The sequence below is a fragment of the Salinibacter sp. genome (assembly GCF_036626415.1).
In the GTDB taxonomy this organism is placed as follows: domain Bacteria; phylum Bacteroidota; class Rhodothermia; order Rhodothermales; family Salinibacteraceae; genus Salinibacter.
This window is the reverse complement of record NZ_JAZKRW010000039.1, coordinates 1-22,706: the sequence shown is the minus strand read 5'-3', so window position 1 is coordinate 22,706 and position 22,706 is coordinate 1. Positions and strand designations below refer to the sequence as shown.

Genomic DNA, 22,706 nt, shown 5'->3' with positions numbered 1-22,706 from the left:
GGGCTAGAAGCGGGGCCGGGGGCCGATGCCCATGCCGCGGACGACATGCCCGAGCAGGCTGCTCACGGGGGCGACGGCGCGACGGGAGAGGACGGCGGGCAGCACGAGGGTGGCGACACGGGGCCGGCAGGCGAGCGGCAGCGAGAATACCCCATGATGTGGGAGGAGGACCACCCCAAGGACCAGGAGGCGATGAAGAACAACCCCTACTACCAGAACCAGTGGGGGATGACCGTGGACCTCAACACCTGCACGGGCTGCAACGCCTGTGTGGTGGCCTGCACGAGCGAAAACAACGTCCAGGTGGTGGGCAAGGAGGAGGTGAGCAATGGGCGGCACATGTACTGGATTCGAAACGACCGCTACTATGTAAGCGAAGAGGAGGGGGACGACAGCCCCGAGATGCTCACGCAGCCGGTCATGTGCCAGCACTGCGAGAACGCCCCGTGCGAGTCCGTCTGTCCGGTGGCGGCGACGGTCCACTCGCCGGACGGCACCAACCAGATGGTGTACAACCGCTGCATCGGCACGCGCTACTGCCAGAACAACTGCCCCTACAAGGTCCGGCGCTTCAACTTTTACGACTGGACCAAGACGCTGCCGACGGAGGTGCAGATGGCGCAGAACCCCGACGTGACCGTGCGCAACCGGGGCGTCATGGAGAAGTGCACGTGGTGCGTCCAGCGCATCCGGAAGCACCAGCAGGAGGCGGACAACGAGGATCGCGACCTGCGGCCCAACGAGGTCGAGACGGCCTGCCAGGAGGCGTGCCCGACGGACGCCATCACGTTCGGGGACCTCAACAATCCCGAGAGCGACGTGGTGGAGGAGAAGAAGAACCCGCGCCGCTACGAGCTGCTGTCCTACTTGAACACGAAGCCCCGCCTCTCCTACCTCGGTCGTGTGCGCAACACGAATTCCCGCCTGGAGGAGGCGCTTTCCAATACCGAGTCGGAGCGGGAGGCGCCCGCTGAGGCCTAGCCTCGGGGCCGCCGCTTGTACACACTCGTCGAATTGACCCGACCCATTTGTGGAGACTTCCAAGAAGCTTCCAACGGACCCGTCTGAGTCGCCCCCGTCGCCCGCTGGGGATGGCGCGGCCGACCCGGACCGTCTCGTGAAGGGCAACCTGTCGTTCCACGACATCACGGAGATGGTGTCGCGGCACGCAGAGAAGAAGGCCCCGCTGGCGTGGTACGTGGCCTTCGGCGTGTCGCTGTCCGGGGCGCTCCTTTTGGTCGGACTGCTCGCCTACGTGGTATGGAACGGCATCGGGGTGTGGGGCAACAATCAGCCCGTCGGGTGGGGCTGGCCGATCGTCAACTTTGTGTTCTGGGTGGGGATCGGCCACGCCGGGACGCTGATCTCCGCGATCCTCTACCTGTTCCGCCAGCACTGGCGGACGGCCATCAACCGGGCCGCGGAGGCGATGACGATCTTCGCGGTGATTTGTGCCCTCATCTGGCCGACCTTCCACGTCGGGCGCGTGTGGGCCATCTACTGGACGCTCCCGATTCCGAACCAGATGGCCATGTGGCCGCAGTTCAAGAGCCCGCTGCTCTGGGACGTGTTTGCGGTCTCGAGCTACTTCCTCGTCTCGCTGCTCTTCTGGTACGTGGGGCTGGTGCCGGATCTTGCCACGCTCCGCGACCGGGCCAAAAACTTTTGGCGCCAGCGCATTCTCGCCTTCTTCTCGCTGGGGTGGACGGGCTCGAACCGCCACTGGCGCAACTACGAGAAGGCCTACTTGTTGCTCGCAGGCCTCGCCACGCCGCTTGTGCTGTCGGTCCACTCGGTCGTGTCGTTTGACTTTGCGGTGTCGGTCATCCCGGGGTGGCACACGACGATCTTTCCCCCTTACTTCGTGGCCGGGGCCATTTTCTCCGGCTTCGCCATGGTGGTCACCCTGATGGTGATTACCCGGGAGGTGTACGGCCTCAAGAACCTGATCACGATCGACCACCTGGAGAAGATGAACATCATCATCCTGGTGACGGGGTCGATCGTGGGCTTTGCCTACATCACGGAGTTTTTCATGGCCTGGTACTCGGGGGTCGAGTACGAGCAGTACGCCTTCCTCAACCGCGCCTTTGGGCCCTACGCCTGGGCGTACTGGATCATGATGACCTGCAACCTCATCACCCCGCAGCTCTTCTGGTCGAAGCGGCTCCGGCGGTCGATCCCGGTCATGTTTGCCCTGTCGATCGTCGTCAACATTGGAATGTGGTTCGAGCGGTTCGTGATTACGATCACGTCGCTGCACCGCGACTTCCTGCCGAGCTCCTGGGGCTACTTCACGGCCACCTGGGTCGACATCGGCACGTTCGTGGGGTCGTTTGGGCTCTTCCTCACGCTGTTTCTGCTCTTCCTTCGGTTTGTGCCGATGGTGGCGATGGCGGAGGTGAAGGGGGTCATGCCCCAGGCCGACCCGCACTACCACGAGCACGAAGGCAACGGGCACGCCGAAGGCGATGGCGAGCCGTACATCAAGCCGGCCGAGCCGGCCCTGGCCGAGGCGTACCGCAGCAATGACGCTGAGGCCCCTGACTAAACGGAGCGGCCCTGCCCCCCTCATCGTTGTTTTCATCGAGCACCGCGCGACACCATGTCCACGCTCCTGCAAGACCTGAAGGCCCAGGCGGGGATCTTTGAGAGTGACGCCGACCAGATCCACGGCCTGCTCGCCGAGTTTCCGGACCCGGGCGCGCTGCTGCACGCCGCCGAGACGGTTCGGGAAGAGGGCTACCGCCACTTCGACACGCACAGCCCGTTTCCGATCCACGGGATGGACGAGGCGATGGGGCTGGGCAACGCGACCGGGGTCGGCGTGCTTGCGTTCTTTGGCGGGGTGACGGGGTGTGTGGTCGCCTACCTCCTGCAGTGGTGGACGGCCGCGGTCGACTATCCCCTCAACATTAGCGGCAAGCCGTTCTTTGCCGTGGAGCCGTCGGTGCCCATCATGTTTGAGTTGACGGTGCTGTTCGCGGCGTTCGGGGCCGTGGCGGGCATGTTCGCGCTGAATGGTCTGCCGCGTCCCTACAATCCCCTGTTCTACTCCGACCGCTTCAAGGGGGCGTCGGACGATCGGTTCTTCCTGCACATTGCGGCCAGCGACGATGAGTTTGACGTGGAGGACAGCGCTGCGATGCTTCAGCGCCTTGGGGCGCGTCACCTTGAGCTGGTCAAAGACGACGGCACGGTCGATGCGTGACCGCGCATCGGCCCGTTCCGCCTGCATTCTTCCTCGACTTGTCTGCCTGACCAATGCGACGCCTGTTCGTTACCGGCCTGATGCTCGGTGCCCTGCTCCTGGCCGGGTGCCGGGGCACTCAGTCGGACAACCCCCCCTTCCATATGAACCTGGACATGGACTTCCAGCCCAAGTTTGGGCCGCAGGAAGAAAATCCGTTCTTTGAGGACCGGGCCGCCATGCGGGCGCCGGTTCGGGGCACGGTGCCGCGGGGCGAGCTCCGCGACAGCTCCGCCCTCTACCAGGGCCGCGCCGCGGACGGCGATTATGTCGATCAGATTCCGATCGCCATCAACCGGAAGGTCCTGGAGCGGGGACGGGATCAGTACGAGATCCACTGTACGGTCTGCCACGGAAAAACCGGGGCCGGCAACGGGGTGATCATGCGGGGGGACTACGGGTACACCCCGGCCTCCAGCTATCACATCGACCGGCTCCGGGAGTCGCCGGACGGCTACCTGTACGATGTGATCGCGAACGGCGTGCGCAACATGCCGTCCTACGGACAAAAGGTGTCTGTGATGGACCGCTGGGCCATCGTCGCGTACGTCCGCGCCCTGCAGCGCAGCCAAAATGCCTCGCCCGACGATCTGCCGCCGGGGCAGCGGGCCGACCTGGGCGCTGAGGCTGAGGGCGGCGCCACGGCTCAGGCCGGCACCGAGTAGGCCTCCGCGTGACAGCCCGCGGGGCCGCTCCGCCCTCCGCACTCGCCACTCATTCTTTCGCCGGGCCCTTGTGGCTCCGAACTGACTTTTCGATGCCATGCCCGATTCAATCGATCGAAGCTCCCTGTTGAAGTGGCTGGTGGATCCGGTCCAGCCCACGAGCGACGCCGCGACTCGGGCCTACCGATTTGTGGGGGACCGGCGCGCCTGGCTCGTGCCATTCGCGCTGGGGCTTTCCCTCTTGGCGATCAGCCTGCTGGGCCTCTGGGACAGCCCGGACGACTTCTTCTTCGCCTACCTCACGGGGTGGTCCTTCCTGCTGACCACGGCCCTGGGGGGGCTCTTCTTTCTTGTGTTCAACCACCTCACGCGGGCGCACTGGAGCGTGGTCGTGAACCGGATCAATGAGGCCCTGGTGTGGGCGTTTCCGTTGCTCTTCCTGCTGGGGCTGCCGTTGCTGTTCGGCATGCACGACCTGTATCACTGGACGCATGCCGAGCTGTACGACCCGAACAGCCCTCAGTACGACGAAATTCTGGCGGGGAAGCGGGCGTACCTCAACGTCCCGTTCTGGTCGGCCCGGATGGTGGTGTACTTTGCGGTGTGGACGTTCGTCTCGTACCGCTTCTACACCCTCTCGCTGCGGCAGGACGTGACCCCGGACCCCGAGATCCCGGCGGCCCTGCGGAGCACCAGTGCCTGGGGGCTCCCGGTCCTGGCGGTGACCACGGCCTTCGCGAGCTACGACATCTTGATGTCCACCGACCCGCACTGGTTCTCGACCATTTTCGGCATCTACTTCTTTGCGGGAGGGGCCCTCGGGGCCGTCGCTGCGATCACGCTCGTTGCACTCCTGCTGCAGCGAACCGGGGGGCTGCTTCAGGGCGTCATCACGCCGGAGCACTACCACGACCTGGGCAAGTACCTCTTCGGCTTCGTCATCTTCTGGGCGTACATTGCGTTCAGCCAGTACATGCTGTACTGGTACGGCGGCATCCCGGAAGAGACGGTGTGGTTCCAGCACCGGCTCCAGGGAGGATGGGCCTGGCACAGTGCCGCCCTCGTGGTTTTCCACTTTCTGCTCCCGTTCGTAATTCTGCTGCCCCAGGCGACGAAGCGAGCCGCCCCGGTGATGGCCGTGTTGTCTGTGTGGCTGCTCGGCATGCACTGGTTTGACCTGCACTGGGTGGTGCTTCCGGTGCTTCGAGAAAGCGGCGGCTTTCACTGGCTCGACTTTACGTGCTGGCTGGGGCTGACGGGCATCTTCGCTGGGGGGATGATGTACCGGCTCAGTCGGCACCCCCTGGTGCCGCAGGGGCATCCGTCCCTGAGCGACTCGCTCCAGTTTGAGAACATGTAGTGCGCGAGACGCAGGCTTGTCTGCCCGAAGCCGGGAGCGGAACGAATGGGCTTTCCCGGTGATTTCACCCGGTGTGGTGACCCTCTTCCGATCCCCCTGCGTTCATACCGATGCAGTAGTGCAATTACCGCCCACGACACATGGCTTCCGACGACGCCCCATCACCGTCACTGATTACGCCTGTAGACGCCGTTTCGGTTAACGGGGACGAGGCGGTGTTCGTCTGGTCCGCTGTTGAGGGAGGCGAGGCATACCGCCTGCAGGTGGCCGAGACGGCGCGCTTCGACGCGCTTGTCCTGGATGCCGAGGTGGGCGACAAGACAGCGGTGACGGTGGGCAACCAGTTTCCCACGGACGGGCAGACGTTCTTCTGGCGTGTGCTCCCTGAGATTGAGGGCGAGTGGGGCGGGCCCAGTCCCGTGGAGAGTTTTGTCGCGACCACGGAGGCAAACGCCGAGCAAGGCCACTCCGATGCGTCCGATGAAGAGCCGGTGACGGAGCTCGCGCGCGCCGCCCGACAGGAGGCCACCGTCGAGCCCTTCGACTTCGAAGACCAGGTTGAGAAGGAGAAGGAGCGCGGTGTGGCGTACGAGGGGGTTGCGGCGAGCCAGATTATGGGCATCTCGGCCTCGATTATCACCGTCGTTCTGGTTGCCGTCGCCATTCTGTTCGGCTGGTTCGGGCAGGTGAGCCAGAGCCAAGAGCGCACGGCCGCCGAGCGGACGCAGTACCGCGACATTCAGCAGGCCGAGACGGAGGCCGCGCAACAGTTGCAGCAGTACGGCGTCGTGGATGAGGAGGCGGGCACCTATCGGATTCCGATTGATCGCGCCATGGACCTCATCGCGACGGAAGAGTACCGGCAGCGGCAATCATCAGAGCAACCATCAGAATAGGGGGCTGGACGATGGACACGAGCCCCAAGGGCCATTCCTGAGAGGGGGCAGAGGCCCACCGGCCGTTCCACTGAAACAAGGCAGCGATTCGTCTCCACCAACGACCAATCACGACATGGGTGATTTTTGGCTTCCCGAAGCGGCGTCCAAGATGGCGTCGGAGATTGACAGCCTCTTTACCTTCGTAAACGTCGTCAGCGCGGTTCTCCTTGTTGGCGTGGTCGCGGCGATGCTCTGGTTTATGTACCGGTATCGCCGTCAGGACCCCGCCGAGCGGCCCACTCCCGTCAAGGAGAGCCAGCTGCTGGAGATCTCCTGGATTGTGATCCCCACGATTCTGGTCCTGCTCGTCTTTAACTGGGGGTTCAAGTCGTTTGTGGCGCAGAAGACGATCCCGGAAAACGCGTACGAGATTCAGGTTCAGGCACGGTCGTGGGGGTGGTCGTTCGAGTACCCCAACGGGGTTACGACGGACACCCTGTACGTGCCGGCCGATGAGCCGGTGAAGACGACCATGAGCAGCCAGGACGTCATCCACAGCTTTTACGTTCCGGCATTTCGGGTCAAGCAGGACGTGCTCCCGAATCGCTATACGTCGGTGTGGTTTGAGGCCACCAAAGAGGGGACGTATGACCTGTTCTGCACCGAGTATTGTGGCCGAAACCACTCCGAGATGGACGCGGACGTAAAGGTCGTGTCGCGTGCCCGGTTTGACGACTGGCTAGAGAGCGCCGGCACGCCGGACGACATCCCGCTGCCAGAGTTGGGGGAGAAGCTCTACACACAGCAGGGCTGTCAGGGCTGTCACAGCCTGGACGGCTCCGACATGGTGGGGCCCACCTGGAAGGGCCTCTACGGCAAAACCAACCACCAAATGGCCGACGGATCGACGGTTACGGCGGATGCGAACTACCTTCGAGAATCCATTCTGCAATCGGGGGCGAAGGTGGTGGAAGGCTACCAGAATGTGATGCCGTCGTACTCCAATCTTTCGGAGCGTGAGGTGTCCGGCCTCATTGAGTTCATGAAGGAGAAGAGCGACAAGGAACTGCCCGAAGAGTAATGGCGAGAGTCCGTTAGGGGACGCCGAGGCCCCGGCGCTCCTTTCTGCCGTGTACGTTTGTCACACACCAGACTGAGACGCTATGAGTACGACCACGCAAAATGCCCCGGTCGAACAGGCAGGGCCTCATGAGGAGGAAACCAACTACCTCAACCACGAGACGAGCATCTGGTCGTGGCTGACGACGAAAGACCACAAGCGCATTGGGGTTCTCTACTGTATCTCTCTGGCCACGGTCTTCCTCGTGGCGGGGGTGCTGGCGCTGCTCATGCGGGCTGAACTGTCGGCCCCCGATGAGACCCTGATGGCCAATGACACCTACAATCAGGTGTTCACGATGCACGGCATCCTGATGGTCTTTCTCTTCCTGGTGCCGTCCATTCCGGCCATCCTGGGCAACTTCGTATTGCCCCTCCAAATCGGGGCGAAGGACGTGGCGTTTCCGCGGCTCAACCTCGCCTCGTGGTACGTCTACCTGGCCGGAGCCGTCCTGACGGTTACGGCCCTTCTGACGGGCGGGGTGGACACGGGGTGGACGTTCTACACCCCGTACTCTTCGTCCACCGGCGGCGGGGTGCTCTGGATGACGTCGGCCATCTTCGTCGCCGGCTTCGCCAACATCTTTACGGGGCTGAACTTCATCGTCACGATCCACAAGATGCGGGCGCCGGGCATGACCTGGAATCGCCTGCCCCTCTTCGTGTGGGGCATGTACGCCACGAGCATCGTGCAGGTGCTGGCGACCCCGGTTATCGGCATCACCATGGTGCTCCTCATTCTGGAGCAGACGCTCCAGATCGGGATCTTCGACCCGGCCCTCGGGGGCGACCCCGTGCTGTTTCAGCACTTCTTCTGGTTCTACAGCCACCCGGCGGTCTACATCATGATTCTGCCGGCCTTCGGCATCCTGTCGGAGCTGATTGCGACCTTCTCCCGCTCGCGGATCTTCGGGTACCGGGCCATCGCCCTCTCGTCGGTCGCGATCGCCATGCTCGGCTTTCTGGTCTGGGGGCACCACATGTTCGTGAGTGGCCAGTCCGCCATTTCGTCCATCGTCTTTTCGCTCATCACGTACCTCATCGGCATCCCGTCCGGCATCAAGGTCTTTAACTGGGTGGCGACCTTGTACAAGGGGTCCATCTGGTTGCAGACCCCGATGCTGTACGCGCTGGGCTTCCTGTTCATGTTTACGATCGGCGGCTTCACGGGCATTATGGTAGGTGTGCTCTCGGTGGACGTGCACCTGCACGACACCTACTATGTCGTGGGGCACTTCCACTACGTCATGATGGGCGGGTCCGTGGTGGCGCTCCTGGGCGGCATGCACTACTGGTGGCCGAAGATTACGGGGCGCATGTACAACGAGACGCTTGCCAAAATTGCGGCCGGCCTCGTCTTCGTTGGGTTCAACCTGACCTTCTTCCCGCAGCTGGTGCTCGGGTCGCGTGGGATGCCCCGGCGCTACGCGAACTACGCGGAGCGCTTCACAGGCCTGCACGAGCTTTCGACCGTCGGGTCCCAGATTCTGGGGCTGGGCCTCTTCCTGATCCTGGGATACGCCCTCTGGTCCCTCGCGTACGGAGAAAAGGCCCCGGCCAATCCGTGGGGTGCGGCCACGCTCGAGTGGACCAACACCACGGCCGTTCCGATCCACCACAACTTTGAGCGGACGCCCCTTGTAACGCGGGGCCCGTACGACTTCCACCTCGCCGACGAAGTGTTCGGCGGCGGGGACGGAGAGGCCCTCCGCGACGATGTGCCCCAAATTCCGGAGCCGGCCCCCTCTGCTCCGTCCGAGAAGGAGACCGCGGAATCGACCCGTGCGTAGGTCGCGGTCCCACGTCTTGTCTCACGAGACCCCCTGACCCATGGCAACGGAAACAGCCCCGGCCCCCACCGAGACGGAGGCCGAGCACGACCCTCGCCCAGAGCACCTAGAGCACCACTTCGTCTCGTCGGAGCAGCAGTTTGACTCGGCGAAGCTCGGGATGTGGGTGTTTCTCATCACCGAGGTGCTCCTGTTCAGCGGCATGTTCGTCGCCTACGCCGTCTTTCGGCAGTGGAACCCCGACGTGTTTGCGGCGGCCAGTGGAACGCTCAACCAAACGATGGGAGCGCTCAACACCGTCGTGCTCCTCACCTCGTCCCTGACGGTGGCCTTCTCCATCCACGCCATCAAGCAGGACAAGGTGAAGCAGTGCATCTACTACCTTTTGGGGACCCTCGGGCTGGCGGGCGGCTTCATGGTGGTCAAGTATTTTGAGTACACGGCCAAGTTTGAGCACGGGGTCTTTCCCGGTGGGGCATTCGACCCCCACGGCGCTCACTATGAGCACCTGGCGGACATGGCGATGGCCCCGCAGTTTTTCAGCATCTATTTCGTGATGACGGGCATCCACGGGGTGCACGTCGTGATCGGCATGATCGTCATCGGCGCGCTTGCGATCATGGCGTGGCGCGGATCGTTTAGTAGCGAATGGTACACGCCCGTGGAGCTGACGGGGCTCTACTGGCACCTCGTCGACATCGTCTGGATTTTTCTCTTTCCGCTGCTGTACCTCATCTAGGGACGGTAGGGCCTTGAGAGGGCCCCACCCCTGCCTGCGGTCGCTGCACCGCCCCATCGAGTTTTTGAAGCCCGCTCCGCGTTTATGGCTCACGACGGCCCACACATCGTTCCGAAATCTGTCCTGTTAAAAGTGTTCGGGGCGCTCATCGTCCTGACCGGCCTGACGGTTGGGGTTGCCTACGTCCCTCTCGGGCCCCTGACCGTGCCTGTGGCCCTCGGAATTGCGGGCATGAAGGCCACCCTCGTGGTCCTCTTCTTCATGCACTTGAAATACGACAATCCGGTCAACGCTCTCACCTTCACGATCGGGACGATCTTCGTCCTCGTGTTCGTCACCATCACGCTGCTCGACACGGCGTTCCGGGGCGACCTGGGAAACGTGAATGCGCAGACGGTGCAGGAAATTCAGGCCGAAGAAGAGCGTGCTCAGCAGCGCCAGGACGCGATTCCGGCAGACTCATTGCGCATTGCCCCATCGGACTATCCGGATCAGAATCGAGGGGCGAGCATGGAGTCCGACGGTGGCTCGTAGGGACGACGGGGCCCCCACCCGGACGCGGAGATATGTGACACGACGGGCACGAACTTTTCCGGACCTTTGGGGTATGATGGTCACACAATTTCAAGGAAGGCGATGACCCGTTGACGCTTCGGTTTCGTTTCGATCATACGGGGTTTCTACCGCCCATGATTGTCTTGTTCGCCGGACTTGTTGGGGTTACGTTCTTTGCGCTGCTGGTGTGGGCGGGCACGATGGTGTACCGATTGTACAATCCCGAACATCCGCGTCCCTTCCGCGAGCATCCGGTTGTACAGCGGGAGCGAGCCACGGCGGAAGGGAACCGGGTATCGGTCGGGGTGCGCGAAATCCGGGCCGACCGGCGGCGGGCCCATCGGGGCGAGGGCGATCACCGCGAGTACGTGTGGGGACGATCCGATGGCATCCCGGAGGCCTGGCGCGAGGACCTGCGGACCCGTCGCAACTGAACGGGGCCGGTTGGAAGCGCTACGAACCGGACGCGCCTGGGGCCACGTGTCGTTCGAGAAACGCAGCGACGGCCTCATGGGCGCCGTGCCGCTCTGTGTCCGAGCCGGTCTCGGCTCCCGCTCGCCCAGTGATCCCCTTTGCGATGTGGCAGGCGGTGCCGTGCTGGGCCGCTACGTAAGCCACGGCGTAGCCGGTGGCGTCCCGCATGTCTGCGATGCGCTCCCAGTAGCCCGGCTCGTCCGCGTCCTCGCGCACGTGGTCTTGAGAGACGAGTGTCCCTTCGGTGGTGAGGTCGAAGGGAAGGTCGAGCGGCATGCGGGGATAGTCGGGCGCCTCAAGTTCCACGCGGTCGCCTTCCAAAACGAATGCTGCGCCCACCACAGTCCCGACCTCAAGGTCGTCGGCGAGCGCGGTGGCTCCGCCTGCATGCACAAGCGTGTCGATATCGTGCTCGTGGAGAAGGCGCTCGGTCCCGAGGGCGGCCTTGATCTTGCCAGGGCCGACCACGGTGGCGACGACCGCCTCGGTCTCTAGGTGCGCGCCCTCTTTCAGCGTCCCGAGCCGGTCTCCGACATGTTTCTCAACGAAGGGGGCTGCTTCACTAGGTGTAGAAAAGATAACTCCAAGCATCGAACACCCCGGATTTTGGAAAGTATGACGGGTGGCGTTGAGAGACGCCTGCACACAATCAAGCAACTCTGCAAACGAATATCACGGACTGCATGAAGGTTACCGAGCATTTTGATCGCGCATCGGAGCCGCTGATTTCCTACGAGATCATTCCCCCCAAGCGGGGCGGGTCCGCCGACCAAATTTTGGGGGTGGTCGAGGAGCTTATGCCGTACGATCCCCCGTTCATCGACGTGACCAGCCACTCGGCGGAGGTGGAGTACAAACAACAGGACGATGGGACCTGGTCCCGGTGCGTGAAGCGGAAGCGGCCCGGAACGATTGGGCTCTGCGCCGCCATCGAGGCGCGGTTTGACATCGATACGGTCCCGCACCTCCTCTGCAAGGGCTTCACGCGCGAGGAGACGGAGGATGCCCTCATCGAACTCAATTACCTCGGGGTTGAGAATGTGCTGGGCATCCGGGGGGACGACAATGGCTACGAGAAATCGATCTCGGGCAACCGGTCGCGCAACGAGTACGCCGCCGACCTTGTGCGACAGATCCAGGACATGAACGAGGGGACGTACCTGGAGGACATGATGAACGCCGAGCCGACGGACTTCTGCGTGGGCGTGGGGGGGTATCCGGAAACGCACTTCGAAGCCCCAAACTTGGCCTGGGACATCATGCGTCTCAAAGAGAAGGTGGACGCCGGGGCCGACTACATCGTGACGCAGATGTTCTTCGACAACGAGTATTTCTTCAACTTCGTCGACAAGTGCCGGGAGGTCGGCATTGAGGTGCCCATTGTGCCCGGACTCAAGATTCTGAAACGCAAGCGCCACCTCCGTCTTCTGCCGAAGTATTTCCACACGGAGATCCCCGAAGAACTCGCCGCGGAGGTGGACGCGGCCGATCCCGACGACGTAGAACAGATTGGGGTCGAATGGGCGATCCGGCAGGCCCAAGAACTAATGGAGGCGGGCGTGCCGTGCATCCACTTCTACATTATGTCGAGCGCGGACACGGTCAAGAAGGTCGTCGAGCCCATGCACGAAGAGGTGGCGTAGACGAGCGCCTCCACAAAGAGCCACAATGAAAACGGGCCCAGCGCCGGGAAGGCCGGTGCCGGGCCCGTTGGGATGCTGGAATGAAGCGGGCGCTATCGGTGGGCGTCCTTGTCTTTGCTCCGGAGCTTGGCCTTGTACTTTTCGAGCTGTCGGCGCAGGTGATCGACGCACAAGTTGACCGCCTGTTCGTGACTGCTTGCCGAGTCTTCGGCCGAGAGGCGCTTCTGATACACGTCGATGTTGATTGAGGCTGTCTTGTTTTCGGCGGGAGAATTGTCCTTCCCGAGGATGACGTGTGCGCCGGTGATCCCGTCGTAGAACTGTTCCAGCTTGGCGGTTCGGTCGCGGGCATGTTCGCGGACGCGATCGCTCACGTCAACGTGGCGCGTCGTGATCTGGGTCTGGAAGGCCATAAGGCGATCCCTGTGTTGTGAATGGGTAGACGAGACGAGCCCCCACCGCTCCCCGCGATGCCCAAAGCGATACGTCACATTTCGGGACGCAGGGAATAGTTCCACGAGCGCGGTCGGCGATGGATTCCGGACCGCGCTCCGGATTGCTGCGGCCGCAGGGGCGTGGTAGGCGCCCGTGTCACGAGGACGGCGCCGACAAGACCGCATCAAGGTACCGATCTTCGTTCGCCCGCATCGCGGCCTGCCCTGCCGGCTTTGCGTCGTCGTACCCAACGAGGTGCAGGAGGCCATGAACGACGTACCGGCAGGCCTCCCGTTCGAACGACGTGTCGAACTCGTCGTGGCGCTCGGCCGCCGTGTCCAAGTCTACGTACACCTCTCCTTCGATTCCGTCTTCGTCTGGAGAGGCGGTGGGGGCTGGCCCCTCTTGGAGCGAGAAGGACAGGACGTCCGTGTCGTAGTCGTGGTCGAGATATGACTGATTCAGGCGACGAACCGTGTCGTGGTCGGTAAGCACCAGACTCAAGTGAACCAGCGTGGTTTCTTCCGCGGCCACCACGTGGTGGATGAGTCGCCGAAGGGTCTCCGCGTCGAGTCGACGGGAGGGATGATCCTGTTCAATCGAAAGAGCCTCTGGGTATTCGGCGGGCACAGGGCCGGACGGGGCGTGGAGAAGAAGCGTCGGGGGGAGGCTACCACGAAGAGTCCGAAGAGGACTCATTGCCGGACGGGGAGGGGTCGACCGTAGCCGTGGGATCCACGTCCGCGGGCGCGAGCCCCGCCTCTTCCTCAGTGTTCGGAGAAGAAGCGTCCTCCTCGTCCAAGGGCATCACCTCGAGGGCGTGTAAGCCCTTGGGCCCGTCGTTCATCTCAAATCGGACGTGCTGATCGCTCTTCAGTGTTTTGTAGTCCTCGTCCGACTGAATGTTCGAGTAGTGAACGAAGACGTCCTCGCCGTCGCCGGGGTGGTGGATAAACCCATACCCTTTCTTGGCGTCAAACCACTTGACCGTACTTGTCTTCATAGCATCGATTCAATCACAGTGACTGGGTCGTCCCAAGAGATGTGACGGTCTTGGGGGAGAAGTCGTGCTTGGGAAAGAAGTCGCGCGGAACAACAATGGCCTTCGTCAAACCCTTGACGGGCACTTCGTGAAATGCAAGGCGGGCGCCGACGTGATTAAAAAGCGGTCATCCGTGACTCCACATCTATAAGGCCTCGCACGGTTGACGAAGTGCGCTACAATGTGAGACTGCCGCTAAATATAATCTGCGCTAAATATAATTTGGGTTGGTCCCTCTGTCAAGGAAAAGGGGGATTTCCGGAACGGGGGAATACGGCTACAGAAAACAAGGCACCCGGCCCACGCTATCCGAAACGATGGCGTGGCGTTGTCCCACGGCAAGGGTCACGACGGGTACGAGACGGAGGCACGCTCCTATTTTTTACTCATTGGGAGGTGGAGAGGGCTGGCCGGAGGGCTGAGATGGGGCGTCGGGGGGAGCGCCCGGCATCGCAGGCATCTGAGACGGCTCGCGTACCGAGTCGCTGGCAAGGCCGTACGCCTGGCGGAGCCGGGCAGGGACCTGGAACGGCACTTCGGCCAGGACCTGCTCGATTTTTTGGTCGAAGGCCTGTACGGCGTTCGTCTGATTGGCCTTCAGGTACGAAGACCGTATCCGGCCCGCATACTGAAGGGCGCGACTGAACCGACGCCGAGAGCTTGACGACCGAAGCTGGGCGAGGACCATCGGCTCGGCGTCGGTCAACAGGGCGGCCACCTTGTCGGTCCTGCCCAGGCTCTGGTAGGCCTGGGCCGTGAAGAAGAGGGTCTGCATGTCGGCCGGAATGGTGGTAAACGGAACGGCCTCCGTGAAGTCGGACAGGAGCCGTTCGGCGGTGTCTGGATGGCCCTTCTGCCCCAACTGCTCGGCCGTATGGGAGTAGTGGAGGCGATACCCGTCCACCATTCGCCGTGCGTTCTCGTTGTAGTAGACGGTCGAGTCGTTGAGGTTCGTAAACTGAAAGTCCGCCAGGCGTTGGTCGGTCAGTCCCGGAATCACTCGGCCGAGCGGGTTATCGTGCTTGATGGGAAGCACGCGGTAGGCCTGGCCCTCCAGCTGAAAGTAGTTGTTGAGGTTGAGCTGCCCGGAGCGGGCCACCGTCACGGCAAAGTAGAGCGGGCGGCGCCACCCGTTTCCCGCGTTGGTCCGCAGCATGTCGTAGGTGACCACGTCGGCAGTCTGCAGGATGCGCGTGTCTTGCTGAAACGGGCGTCCCTTCAACTCCCAGGTCATGGGGCTCTCGAGGCGCGAGGCGCCGGCCGAGTCGGGCAGGTAGGCGGAGAGCTCGGACTGAAGCGCGTCGGTGTTCACCGGCAGCTTCATTTGTTTGGGCTTCCAACGCCGGTAGCCCAGCTGGTCGATCTCCTCCTCCGATAGGGAAATGGGCAGGGGCTCGGACTCGTACGCGGTCTCATTTTTGAGCTGGCGCACGTACCACTTCGTGTTCAGCAGTGACAGGTTGACCACCCGCACGTCCTTCCGCACCCCCTCGACGGTCTGTAGGTACCAGAGCGGATAGGTGTCGTTGTCGCCGTTGGTGAACAGGATGCCGTTCTCCTCGACGCTCGTAAGCATGTTGTGCGCGTAGTCGCGCGGCACGTAGTTCTCGGAGCGGTCGTGGTCGCCGTAGTTCTCCAGCGCCATCCATCCGGGGACGGCCATGAAGACGAGCAGTCCCGCCCCGAGGGCCGGCACCAGTCGAGCAGCGCCGGAGAGGGAGTCTCGGACGGACTCGTAGGCCATCTGCATCAGCCCCCCGGCCCCGATGCCGATCCAGAGGCTAAAGGCAAAGAAGCTCCCGACGTACGAATAGTGCCGCTCGCGCGGCTGCATCGGCGTCTGGTTCAGGTAGATGATGATGCCGATGCCCGTGATGAAGAACAGCACGAAGACGCTAAACGCCCGTCGCCAGTCGCGGCCGAAGTGGTAGAAGGCGCCGAACAGGCCCAGCAGAAGCGGAAGTGCAAAGTACACGTTCCGCGACTCCTTCTCGCTCGGGGTCTCCAGCGATTGCGTGTTGGCGTGCTGGTCGAGCCCGGGGATGCCGGTGATCCAGGGGGCGCCCTGCACGTCGCTCGCCCGCCCGGAGAAGTTCCAGAGGAAGTAGCGGACGTACATGTAGCCCACCTGGTAGTCGAGAAAGAACTCCAGGTCGGAGTCGTAGCGTTCGTAGACGTTCCAGTGCTGAGGGTCTACGGAGTGGCGCCGGGGAAACAGCGTCGACTCGCCATCGCGGCGGCTGACCTGACCGGTCTCGTCGTTGAACGTGACGCCCTGCAGGAGCGGCGTGTCCCCGTACTGCTCCCGCTCCAGGTACGAGATGAAGTTCTCGATGGTGTCCGGGTCGTTCATGTCGATCGGCGGGTCGGTCGCGCTCCGGACGAAGACGAGCGCGTACGACGCGTAGCCGATGAAGATGACGGTGACGCACATGAACGCCAGGTTGGCCACCGGCATGCGGCGCCGGTGGGTGGCGTAGATTCCGTAGGCCAGGATGAGGGCGAGCACGGTTGCGGTCAAAAACGGAGCCCCGACGGAGGCAAAGAGGCTCGGCATCCCCACGATGATGCCGGGATAGATGGCGAAGAAGAGGGCGGAGGCGACGGCCCCGGCGCCTACGATGCGGAGCCAGCGCTGGCGGGAGGTCCAGTGCTCGCGGTCAAACTCGGTGAAGAAGACGATGAAGGCGACGAAGAAGAACGCCAGCAGGCTCAAGAGGTGGACCCCGGTGGCCATGCCAAAAAGAAAGGCGATGACGACGAGGTAGCGGTTGGCATTGAGCTGGAACGGCTGCGGGCTGCCCCCCTGCCGGGCCTCCTCGGCGCGCGCCGCGCTGCTCCACCGCAGCACGAGCCACACGACCAGCGCCGTAAAGAACGTGGAGAGGGCATAGACCTCGGCGATGCCCGCGTTGAACCAGAAGGAGTCGCTCACCGAAAAGGCCACGGCGCCGACGACCCCGCTGGCGAGGGAGATGGCGTAGGGGGCCGTGTCCAGCTCACTCCGATCGCCCTGCCAGCGCCGCACGAGGCGGACGATGATGAGATGGGCGAGCAGGACGGTTCCGGCGCTGGCCAAGACCGAGAGCAGGTTGACGGCCAGGGCCACCGTTTCTTGCGACGGCGCCAGCATGGAGAAGAGCCGGCCCAGGAGAAGGTAGAACGGGGCCCCCGGCGGGTGCATCACCTGCAGCGTGTAAACACTTGCGATGCGCTCCCCAGGGTCCCAAAACGAAACGGTTGGCGCAACAGTCGCCAGATACAGGCCGAGCGCCCAGAGAAAGACAAGCCCGGCGGTAAGACGGTCGATCCTCTTCCGGTTCATCCTAGGGAGAAAACACTAGTGTCGAGAAGCGCGAGAGTATGAAAATACACAGAGGGAGCGCTGTGATCGATCAGAGAACGGGGACTACCAGTCGGCGCTCGTCGCGTCGAGGAGCTGCTGAATGGTGTCCATCTCCATCTCGCCGTAGTTCATGGCGAAGGCGAGCTCCCCGTTGCTGTGGAAAATCCAGGTGGAGGGAATCCAGGTGACCGGGAGCCCCAAAAAGGAATAGCGTCGGTTTTCCTCGTTGTCGCTGGAGCCGAGGTCGGGCTGTGTGACCTCGGCGACCCGGTCTGGAAGGTTATAATCATTCAGCGTCGCCGTCCCTTTCTCGTTGTCGTTCCACACGGTAACGAATGTGAACGTGACGTCCGGGTTGTCTGCGACGAGGCCGCCCCAGCCGTTGTCCAGCTCGTTTCGAGAATTGGAGCACCAGGGGGCCCAGAAGTGGACCACGTGGAGCCCGTCCTCTTCGACGCGGTCCTGCACGAAGGCTTCCGCCTCCGTCGTGGGGGACACCGACACGGCGGGACGGGGGTCGGTAACGGCTGACCGCTTGGCCAGCGTGGCGGACGAGTCGGGGCCCCCGGTCGGGGACGCCGTGGACGACGACGCGTCGGCCATTTCCAGCTGGCCCACCGTACATTCGTCCGACCCTTCCTGGGCGTGGGCGGGGGCGACCGCCATGAGGGCGAGACTCAGAAGAACGAGGACGGACGATCTCACAGAATGATCGAAACCGGTACGTGAAGGGCTTCGAGAGTGGGGGGACCTCCAGGAGATGTTCGGGACGGATGCTTCGAGGGCTCAGGACGTCCCATCAACCATGACAACGCATTCGCCACGTACTTTCGTATACCCCGCGAAATACGACCGCACCTCTTTGAGCGTTCCCCGTTCGACTTCTTCGTATTTTTTCGTGAGCTCCCGGGCCACGGCGGCCCTGCGGTCGGCCCCAAAGTGTTCGATGAGGTCCTCCAGGGTGCGAAGCAGCCGGTGCGGCGACTCGTAGATCACGATGGTGCGTGGCTCATCCGCCAACGTTGTGAGGCGGGTCTGGCGTCCCTGCTTCTTGGGCAGGAAGCCTTCGAAGACGAAGCGGTCGCTGGGCAGGGCGCTGGCGGTGAGGGCCGGAATGAGGGCGGTGGGGCCGGGCAAGGCCTGCACCTCAATGTCCTCCCTCCAGCAGGCACGAGCGATGTAGAAGCCGGGGTCTGAGATGCCCGGCGAGCCGGCGTCGCTGATGAGGGCGACGTCGTGCCCCACCCGCATGCGGGCGATCAGCTCGGGCGTCTTCTCGCGCTCGTTGTGCTCGTGGTAGCTCGTGGTGGGGGTGTCTACGTCGTGGTGGTCCAGAAGGTGGCCGGAGGTCCGGGTGTCCTCGCAGGCGATCAGGTCCACCTCTCGCAGCACCCGCAGGGCACGCAACGTGATGTCGTCCAGATTGCCAATCGGGGTGGGCACCAGGTAGAGCATCGGCGGGGAGGAAGGGGAAGCAGAGACGGGGTGGGCGAAGCGCCGCAAGACGGCTCACGACCGGAGGGATCGCAGCCAGTCCCAGAGGCGCCGGCGGAGAGGAGGGGTTGCGCCCAGGTCCAGGACGACGTACAGGATCAACCAGAGGCCCGCGCCGGACATGAGGAGGTTGGCGATCCACATTCCCAGCCACGGCGGAAAAAAGCCCCGCTCCGCCAGCTTTTCGCCCTGCACGAGCGTGATCCAGTAAAACATAAAGATGCCGAGTGCGACGGCCCCAGTCGTGGCGAGTCCGCCCCGCCGGAGCGCAAGGCCCAGCGGTGCCCCGACGAACATGAAGATGAAGCAGGCGAGGGCGATCGAAAACTTTTTGTAGAGCTCGACCTGGTAACTCCGAATGCGCTGGCCCTGCCACTCTGTGTCCCGCCGGGTGTTCTGAAGGGCAGACTGGGCCGACCGGGCGTTCTGGATGGCCGGGGCCACCACCGAACGGCGTGTGTCGTCGGCGACATCGGCGAGGGCGAGGTAGGGGGACGAATGCGTCGTTGCAACCGGGGGCGGTGCCGAAGTGTCTGCGGCGGCCGAGTCGGGGGGAGACGGTGAGATCCGGGCCTGGACCCGTTCGTACAGGGTCTGGTATTTGGAGGCCCGTTGGGCCTTTAGGGAGTCCAGGGTCTCCAGCAACTGCGGGGTGCGCATGGTCCGGGTGGAACGAGATGTCTCGTCCGACTCCGAGCGGCGGAAGACCGCGTTCGAGAGGGTAAATTGGATGCGGTGGCGGTCGAAGGCGAGGCGCTCGTACCGCTCCGCCCGGTTGTTGGCGTCGGCGGGCAGGGGGCGGTGCATCTCTCCGTTCCGCAGCGTCAGGGTGAGGCGGGCGCCCTCGCCGCGCGACTCGATCACGCCCCGCTCGGCCTTGATGACCGCCTGCCGGTCTCGGCCCTGGGTGTAGTCGTAGATCGTCACGTCGATTAGCTCGTTGGTGCCTGCGGGCCGGTCCCCGACGAGGATGCTGTAGTCCTCCAGGCCCTCGTAGAAGACCCCTGGTTGGAGTTCAAAGCCGGGCCGCTTGCCCCGGATGTCGCTCCAGAGCTGGCGGGCCCGGTGGTTGGCCTCCGGCAGCATCACGTTGTTGAAGTAGAGCATGCCCCCCATGAGGAGGGCCGCCACCACGAGTGTCGGCCACACGATTTGGCCGAAGGAGATGCCGGTGCTCTTGATGACGGTGTAGTACTGCGACTCGGCCAGTTCGCCGAACGCCATCAGGGCAGCCAGCAGCACCGACATCGGCACCGCCAGCACCACCATGTACGCCAGGTTGTAGGCGATCAGCTCGACGATCACGGGGAGGGGGATGCCCTTGCCCGCAATCTCGGGCAGCCACCGGATCAGAAACTGCATCAGCAGCAGAAACATGAGCGTGCCGAGCCACCCGAAGAAGGGGCCGGGCAGCCGACGCAGGACGATCCAGTGAAGCCGCCGCAGCATGAAGAGAAAGGGTCCTCGCGAAGAGCCCGCCCAAAGCGCCGTATAAACGCCGGGGACGAATCGCGTGTTCGGGGGACGGGGAGGTGGAGAAACGCCGAGGCGCCTCGTTGGATCTTCGGGGACGGAGACGAATTGGGAAGGCCACCTCCGTGTTTTTTCCATCAGGGCCCCACGATCCGGATGCAGGTCGAGCCGTTTACCTTCAGTTCCTTCATGACGAACTGCTACCTCTGCCACGACCAGGGGGAGGCCGTGCTCGTCGACGCCAGCTGCGAGACCGAGGCCGAGTGCGAGCAGGTGATGAACACCGTCGAAGAGCACGACCTCGAGGTGCGCCACCTGCTTCTGACCCACGCGCACGTCGACCACATCTTCGGGTGCCGGTTTTTCGAGAAGCAGTTCGGCCAGCGATTTCAGGCCCACGAGGCCGCGGTGCCCTTCATCGAACGGGCGGAGGAGCAGGCCACGGCGTTCGGGGTGGAGGTCGATCCGCCCTCCGTGCCTACGACCCACCTTGCGGCGGGAGATGCCATTTCGTTCGGCGACGTGACGCTCGAGGTCCTGTACACGCCGGGCCACTCGCCCGACTCCATCTCCTTCGTGCACCGCCCGAGCCGACAGGCCCTCACGGGGGACGTCCTGTTTCAGAACTCGATCGGGCGCACGCAGGGCCTTCCGGAAACCTCCCGTGCACAGCTGCTCAACTCGATCACCGAGACATTACTCCCCCTTGGCGACGACGTTGCGATCTATCCCGGCCACGGCCCGCCGACCACCATCGGGCAGGAGCGTGCGCAGAATCCGTTCGTGCAGGAGGCGCTCCGGGCGTAGTTGGGAGCGCTAGGCGCTGGACGGAAGGGCCGCCGCTCGGACGCGCTCGTAGTAGCTCTCGTACTGAGGCACGACCCGGTCGATGTCGAACGTCTCGACCGCACGGGTGCGAGCCGCTGCGGCCATCTCGTCGTGGAGGGCTTCGTCGGTCAGGAGGGTTTGGGTGCACTCGGTGAGCTCGTCGATGTCGTCGAGCGGGCAGAGGAAGCCGGTCTCGCCGTCCACGATCAGTTCCGGCAGCCCCCCCACGTCGCTGGCCACGACCGGCACCTCGCAGGCCATGGCCTCCAGGGCCGCCAGCCCGAAGGTCTCCGAGCCGCTCGGCATGAGGAAGACATCGGCGATTGACAGGATTTCCTCGATGGGGTCCTGCTTGCCGAGGAAGCGCACGTCCTCGTACACCCCAAGCTCTCGGGCCTTGCGCTCCGTTGGCACCCGATCGGGGCCGTCGCCCACCAGCAGCAGCTTCACGTTGGAGGTCCCGTTCTGCAAGCGATGGAAGACCTCCACGACCTGATTGGTGTTCTTCACGGGGCGGAAATTGGAGACGTGAACAATTACTTTCTCCCCGTTCGGACAGAGCGCCTGCTTGAAGTGCTCCTTGTCCTGCCGCACGAAGCGGTCGGTGTCGATGAAATTCGGAATGACCTCAATGTCCTGGGTGATCTCGAAGTGATCGTAGGTCTCCTGGCGGAGGTAGCTGGAGACGGCCGTCACGCCGTCAGACTCGTTGATCGACCAGGTGACGACGGGGGCAAACGACGGGTCTTGCCCAATGAGGGTGATGTCGGTGCCGTGGAGGGTGGTGACGACGGGCAGGTCGAGGTCTTCGGAGTTTAAGATCTGCTGGGCCATCACGGCGCTCGACGCGTGGGGGAGCGCGTAGTGCACGTGCAGAAGGTCGAGCCCCACGTGCTTGGCGATGTCCACCATTTTGCTGGTGAGCGAAAGCGTGTACGGCGGATAGTCAAAGAGCGGGTAGCTCTGAACATTGACCTCGTGGAAGAAGATGTTGCCGGCCACGTGGGAGAGCCGAAAGGGGAGATCCGACGCGATAAAGTGGATCTCGTGGTCGCGCTCGGAGAGGGCTTTTCCGAGCTCGGTGGCAACGACCCCACTGCCGCCGTAGGTGGGATAACAGGTAATGCCAATTTTCATGGGAGGGGACAATGGAGGACTTGCGTTGCAAAAGGGTGGGAGGAGAGCCGGGGGCCTGATGACCTCTTTGGGTCTACTTGCCTGCCGGGTGGAGGTTGCAGGAGACGGCTGGGAAGCACGGCTCTAAGTACGAAGTTATAACGTCCCGGAGCGTTTGTGCCTGGGTGTGCCCCCTCGGTGTGCCGACCTGAAAAGGCCGGGGGTTTGGGATGTGAGAGACTGGTGAAAGAGACTCGACCTGGGGTGGGAACTTTGCAGCGGCCCCGTTACTTTCCTGCTCTGTGCTGCGCCTTTCCTCGTACAGGATGTCTGCCGAAGCTCAACCCATGAGCGGGCGGATCCGGGGGCTGCCGCACTCGCACATTCTCGCCAAACACCTCAATTCTCCTATGCACACGTCTACCAAGCAGCTTGCGTACTCTAGTCTTCTGGTCCTGCTCCTCCTCGGGGCCACGAGCATTCCGGCCCAGGCCCAGTT

21 protein-coding genes and 1 pseudogene are annotated in these 22,706 nt (G+C 63.4%); 13 read left to right on the top strand and 9 right to left on the bottom strand.

The genetic code is table 11. The annotated features are described in order from the left end of the window. The 11 genes from V5A20_RS06265 to V5A20_RS06215 form a co-directional block, all read left to right on the top strand. A partial coding sequence (locus V5A20_RS06265) for a 4Fe-4S dicluster domain-containing protein (protein ID WP_332326925.1) occupies window positions 1–981 on the top strand: 981 nt, incomplete at its 5' end. 136 nt (window positions 982–1,117) lie between these two features. Further along, entirely contained in the window at window positions 1,118–2,551 is a 1,434-nt protein-coding gene (gene nrfD, locus V5A20_RS06260; protein WP_442978385.1) for an NrfD/PsrC family molybdoenzyme membrane anchor subunit, read from the top strand. 54 nt (window positions 2,552–2,605) lie between these two features. Continuing rightward, the gene (locus V5A20_RS06255) at window positions 2,606–3,211 is read left to right on the top strand and encodes a DUF3341 domain-containing protein (RefSeq protein WP_332315360.1); all 606 of its coding nucleotides are present in this window, start codon (window positions 2,606–2,608) and stop codon (window positions 3,209–3,211) included. A 53-nt stretch (window positions 3,212–3,264) separates the two neighbouring features. Beyond that, on the top strand, window positions 3,265–3,915 hold the full coding sequence (locus V5A20_RS06250; protein WP_332326924.1) for a c-type cytochrome: 651 nt from the start codon (window positions 3,265–3,267) through the stop codon (window positions 3,913–3,915). Window positions 3,916–4,012: 97 nt separating this feature from the next. Further along, complete coding sequence (locus tag V5A20_RS06245; RefSeq protein WP_332315362.1) at window positions 4,013–5,275, top strand: hypothetical protein; 1,263 nt, start codon at window positions 4,013–4,015, stop codon at window positions 5,273–5,275. A gap of 140 nt (window positions 5,276–5,415) precedes the next feature. Further along, entirely contained in the window at window positions 5,416–6,171 is a 756-nt protein-coding gene (locus V5A20_RS06240; RefSeq protein ID WP_332315363.1) for a hypothetical protein, read from the top strand. Window positions 6,172–6,286: 115 nt separating this feature from the next. Beyond that, window positions 6,287–7,234, top strand: a complete 948-nt coding sequence (gene coxB, locus V5A20_RS06235; protein ID WP_332315364.1) for a cytochrome c oxidase subunit II — start codon at window positions 6,287–6,289, stop codon at window positions 7,232–7,234. An 82-nt stretch (window positions 7,235–7,316) separates the two neighbouring features. Beyond that, complete coding sequence (ctaD, locus tag V5A20_RS06230; RefSeq protein ID WP_332315365.1) at window positions 7,317–9,062, top strand: cytochrome c oxidase subunit I; 1,746 nt, start codon at window positions 7,317–7,319, stop codon at window positions 9,060–9,062. 40 nt (window positions 9,063–9,102) lie between these two features. Further along, on the top strand, window positions 9,103–9,801 hold the full coding sequence (locus V5A20_RS06225) for a cytochrome c oxidase subunit 3 family protein (protein WP_332315366.1): 699 nt from the start codon (window positions 9,103–9,105) through the stop codon (window positions 9,799–9,801). A gap of 84 nt (window positions 9,802–9,885) precedes the next feature. Further along, window positions 9,886–10,335 (top strand): cytochrome C oxidase subunit IV family protein, encoded by a 450-nt coding sequence (locus V5A20_RS06220; protein ID WP_332315367.1) that lies wholly within the window; start codon window positions 9,886–9,888, stop codon window positions 10,333–10,335. Window positions 10,336–10,490: 155 nt separating this feature from the next. Next, window positions 10,491–10,790: a hypothetical protein gene (locus tag V5A20_RS06215; RefSeq protein ID WP_332315368.1), complete on the top strand. Its 300-nt coding sequence runs from the start codon at window positions 10,491–10,493 to the stop codon at window positions 10,788–10,790. A gap of 19 nt (window positions 10,791–10,809) precedes the next feature. On the opposite strand, the gene V5A20_RS06210 is transcribed toward V5A20_RS06215, so the two are convergent. Next, window positions 10,810–11,421: a phosphorylase family protein gene (locus V5A20_RS06210; RefSeq protein ID WP_332315369.1), complete on the bottom strand. Its 612-nt coding sequence runs from the start codon at window positions 11,419–11,421 to the stop codon at window positions 10,810–10,812. Window positions 11,422–11,513: 92 nt separating this feature from the next. Here V5A20_RS06210 and metF point away from each other — a divergent pair, with 92 nt between their 5' ends. Beyond that, window positions 11,514–12,473, top strand: a complete 960-nt coding sequence (metF, locus tag V5A20_RS06205) for a methylenetetrahydrofolate reductase [NAD(P)H] (RefSeq protein WP_332315370.1) — start codon at window positions 11,514–11,516, stop codon at window positions 12,471–12,473. A gap of 92 nt (window positions 12,474–12,565) precedes the next feature. Here the strand turns inward: metF and hpf are convergent, their stop codons facing one another. The 7 genes and pseudogenes from hpf to V5A20_RS06170 all read right to left on the bottom strand — a co-directional run bounded on the left by hpf (window position 12,566) and on the right by V5A20_RS06170 (window position 20,239). Next, window positions 12,566–12,886 (bottom strand): ribosome hibernation-promoting factor, HPF/YfiA family, encoded by a 321-nt coding sequence (gene hpf / locus V5A20_RS06200; protein WP_332315371.1) that lies wholly within the window; start codon window positions 12,884–12,886, stop codon window positions 12,566–12,568. 178 nt (window positions 12,887–13,064) lie between these two features. Continuing rightward, window positions 13,065–13,538: an rRNA maturation RNase YbeY gene (ybeY, locus tag V5A20_RS06195; protein ID WP_332315372.1), complete on the bottom strand. Its 474-nt coding sequence runs from the start codon at window positions 13,536–13,538 to the stop codon at window positions 13,065–13,067. A gap of 154 nt (window positions 13,539–13,692) precedes the next feature. Continuing rightward, window positions 13,693–13,911: pseudogene (locus tag V5A20_RS06190) on the bottom strand (cold-shock protein); the annotation flags it as partial. Between the two features lie 421 nt (window positions 13,912–14,332). Then, complete coding sequence (locus V5A20_RS06185) at window positions 14,333–17,275, bottom strand: glycosyltransferase family 117 protein (RefSeq protein WP_332315373.1); 2,943 nt, start codon at window positions 17,273–17,275, stop codon at window positions 14,333–14,335. A gap of 84 nt (window positions 17,276–17,359) precedes the next feature. Further along, window positions 17,360–17,962 (bottom strand): TlpA family protein disulfide reductase, encoded by a 603-nt coding sequence (locus V5A20_RS06180; RefSeq protein WP_332315374.1) that lies wholly within the window; start codon window positions 17,960–17,962, stop codon window positions 17,360–17,362. A 120-nt stretch (window positions 17,963–18,082) separates the two neighbouring features. Continuing rightward, window positions 18,083–18,751 (bottom strand): 16S rRNA (cytidine(1402)-2'-O)-methyltransferase, encoded by a 669-nt coding sequence (gene rsmI / locus V5A20_RS06175; RefSeq protein ID WP_332315375.1) that lies wholly within the window; start codon window positions 18,749–18,751, stop codon window positions 18,083–18,085. A gap of 54 nt (window positions 18,752–18,805) precedes the next feature. Continuing rightward, window positions 18,806–20,239, bottom strand: coding sequence for an LptF/LptG family permease (locus V5A20_RS06170; protein WP_332315376.1), 1,434 nt, complete (start codon window positions 20,237–20,239; stop codon window positions 18,806–18,808). Between the two features lie 180 nt (window positions 20,240–20,419). Between V5A20_RS06170 and V5A20_RS06165 the strand changes: the two genes are divergently transcribed. Next, window positions 20,420–21,070: an MBL fold metallo-hydrolase gene (locus tag V5A20_RS06165; RefSeq protein ID WP_332315377.1), complete on the top strand. Its 651-nt coding sequence runs from the start codon at window positions 20,420–20,422 to the stop codon at window positions 21,068–21,070. Between the two features lie 9 nt (window positions 21,071–21,079). Here V5A20_RS06165 and bshA read toward each other — a convergent pair whose 3' ends face one another. Next, window positions 21,080–22,228, bottom strand: a complete 1,149-nt coding sequence (bshA, locus tag V5A20_RS06160) for an N-acetyl-alpha-D-glucosaminyl L-malate synthase BshA (protein WP_332326923.1) — start codon at window positions 22,226–22,228, stop codon at window positions 21,080–21,082. Window positions 22,229–22,706: the final 478 nt, after the last annotated feature.

What these genes read in the sequence shown, in the direction of transcription:
- V5A20_RS06245 (WP_332315362.1), top strand. Translation starts at nt 4,013, where the DNA reads ATGCCCGATTCAATCGATCGAAGCTCCCTGTTGAAGTGGCTGGTGGAT.
- V5A20_RS06255 (WP_332315360.1), top strand. Translation starts at nt 2,606, where the DNA reads ATGTCCACGCTCCTGCAAGACCTGAAGGCCCAGGCGGGGATCTTTGAG.
- V5A20_RS06170 (WP_332315376.1), bottom strand. Translation starts at nt 20,239, where the DNA reads ATGCTGCGGCGGCTTCACTGGATCGTCCTGCGTCGGCTGCCCGGCCCC.
- V5A20_RS06180 (WP_332315374.1), bottom strand. Translation starts at nt 17,962, where the DNA reads ATGGCGGTCGCCCCCGCCCACGCCCAGGAAGGGTCGGACGAATGTACG.
- rsmI (WP_332315375.1), bottom strand. Translation starts at nt 18,751, where the DNA reads ATGCTCTACCTGGTGCCCACCCCGATTGGCAATCTGGACGACATCACG.
- V5A20_RS06250 (WP_332326924.1), top strand. Translation starts at nt 3,265, where the DNA reads ATGCGACGCCTGTTCGTTACCGGCCTGATGCTCGGTGCCCTGCTCCTG.
- metF (WP_332315370.1), top strand. Translation starts at nt 11,514, where the DNA reads ATGAAGGTTACCGAGCATTTTGATCGCGCATCGGAGCCGCTGATTTCC.
- ctaD (WP_332315365.1), top strand. Translation starts at nt 7,317, where the DNA reads ATGAGTACGACCACGCAAAATGCCCCGGTCGAACAGGCAGGGCCTCAT.
- V5A20_RS06225 (WP_332315366.1), top strand. Translation starts at nt 9,103, where the DNA reads ATGGCAACGGAAACAGCCCCGGCCCCCACCGAGACGGAGGCCGAGCAC.
- coxB (WP_332315364.1), top strand. Translation starts at nt 6,287, where the DNA reads ATGGGTGATTTTTGGCTTCCCGAAGCGGCGTCCAAGATGGCGTCGGAG.
- V5A20_RS06185 (WP_332315373.1), bottom strand. Translation starts at nt 17,275, where the DNA reads ATGAACCGGAAGAGGATCGACCGTCTTACCGCCGGGCTTGTCTTTCTC.
- V5A20_RS06210 (WP_332315369.1), bottom strand. Translation starts at nt 11,421, where the DNA reads ATGCTTGGAGTTATCTTTTCTACACCTAGTGAAGCAGCCCCCTTCGTT.
- V5A20_RS06215 (WP_332315368.1), top strand. Translation starts at nt 10,491, where the DNA reads ATGATTGTCTTGTTCGCCGGACTTGTTGGGGTTACGTTCTTTGCGCTG.
- V5A20_RS06220 (WP_332315367.1), top strand. Translation starts at nt 9,886, where the DNA reads ATGGCTCACGACGGCCCACACATCGTTCCGAAATCTGTCCTGTTAAAA.
- hpf (WP_332315371.1), bottom strand. Translation starts at nt 12,886, where the DNA reads ATGGCCTTCCAGACCCAGATCACGACGCGCCACGTTGACGTGAGCGAT.
- V5A20_RS06240 (WP_332315363.1), top strand. Translation starts at nt 5,416, where the DNA reads ATGGCTTCCGACGACGCCCCATCACCGTCACTGATTACGCCTGTAGAC.
- bshA (WP_332326923.1), bottom strand. Translation starts at nt 22,228, where the DNA reads ATGAAAATTGGCATTACCTGTTATCCCACCTACGGCGGCAGTGGGGTC.
- V5A20_RS06165 (WP_332315377.1), top strand. Translation starts at nt 20,420, where the DNA reads ATGCAGGTCGAGCCGTTTACCTTCAGTTCCTTCATGACGAACTGCTAC.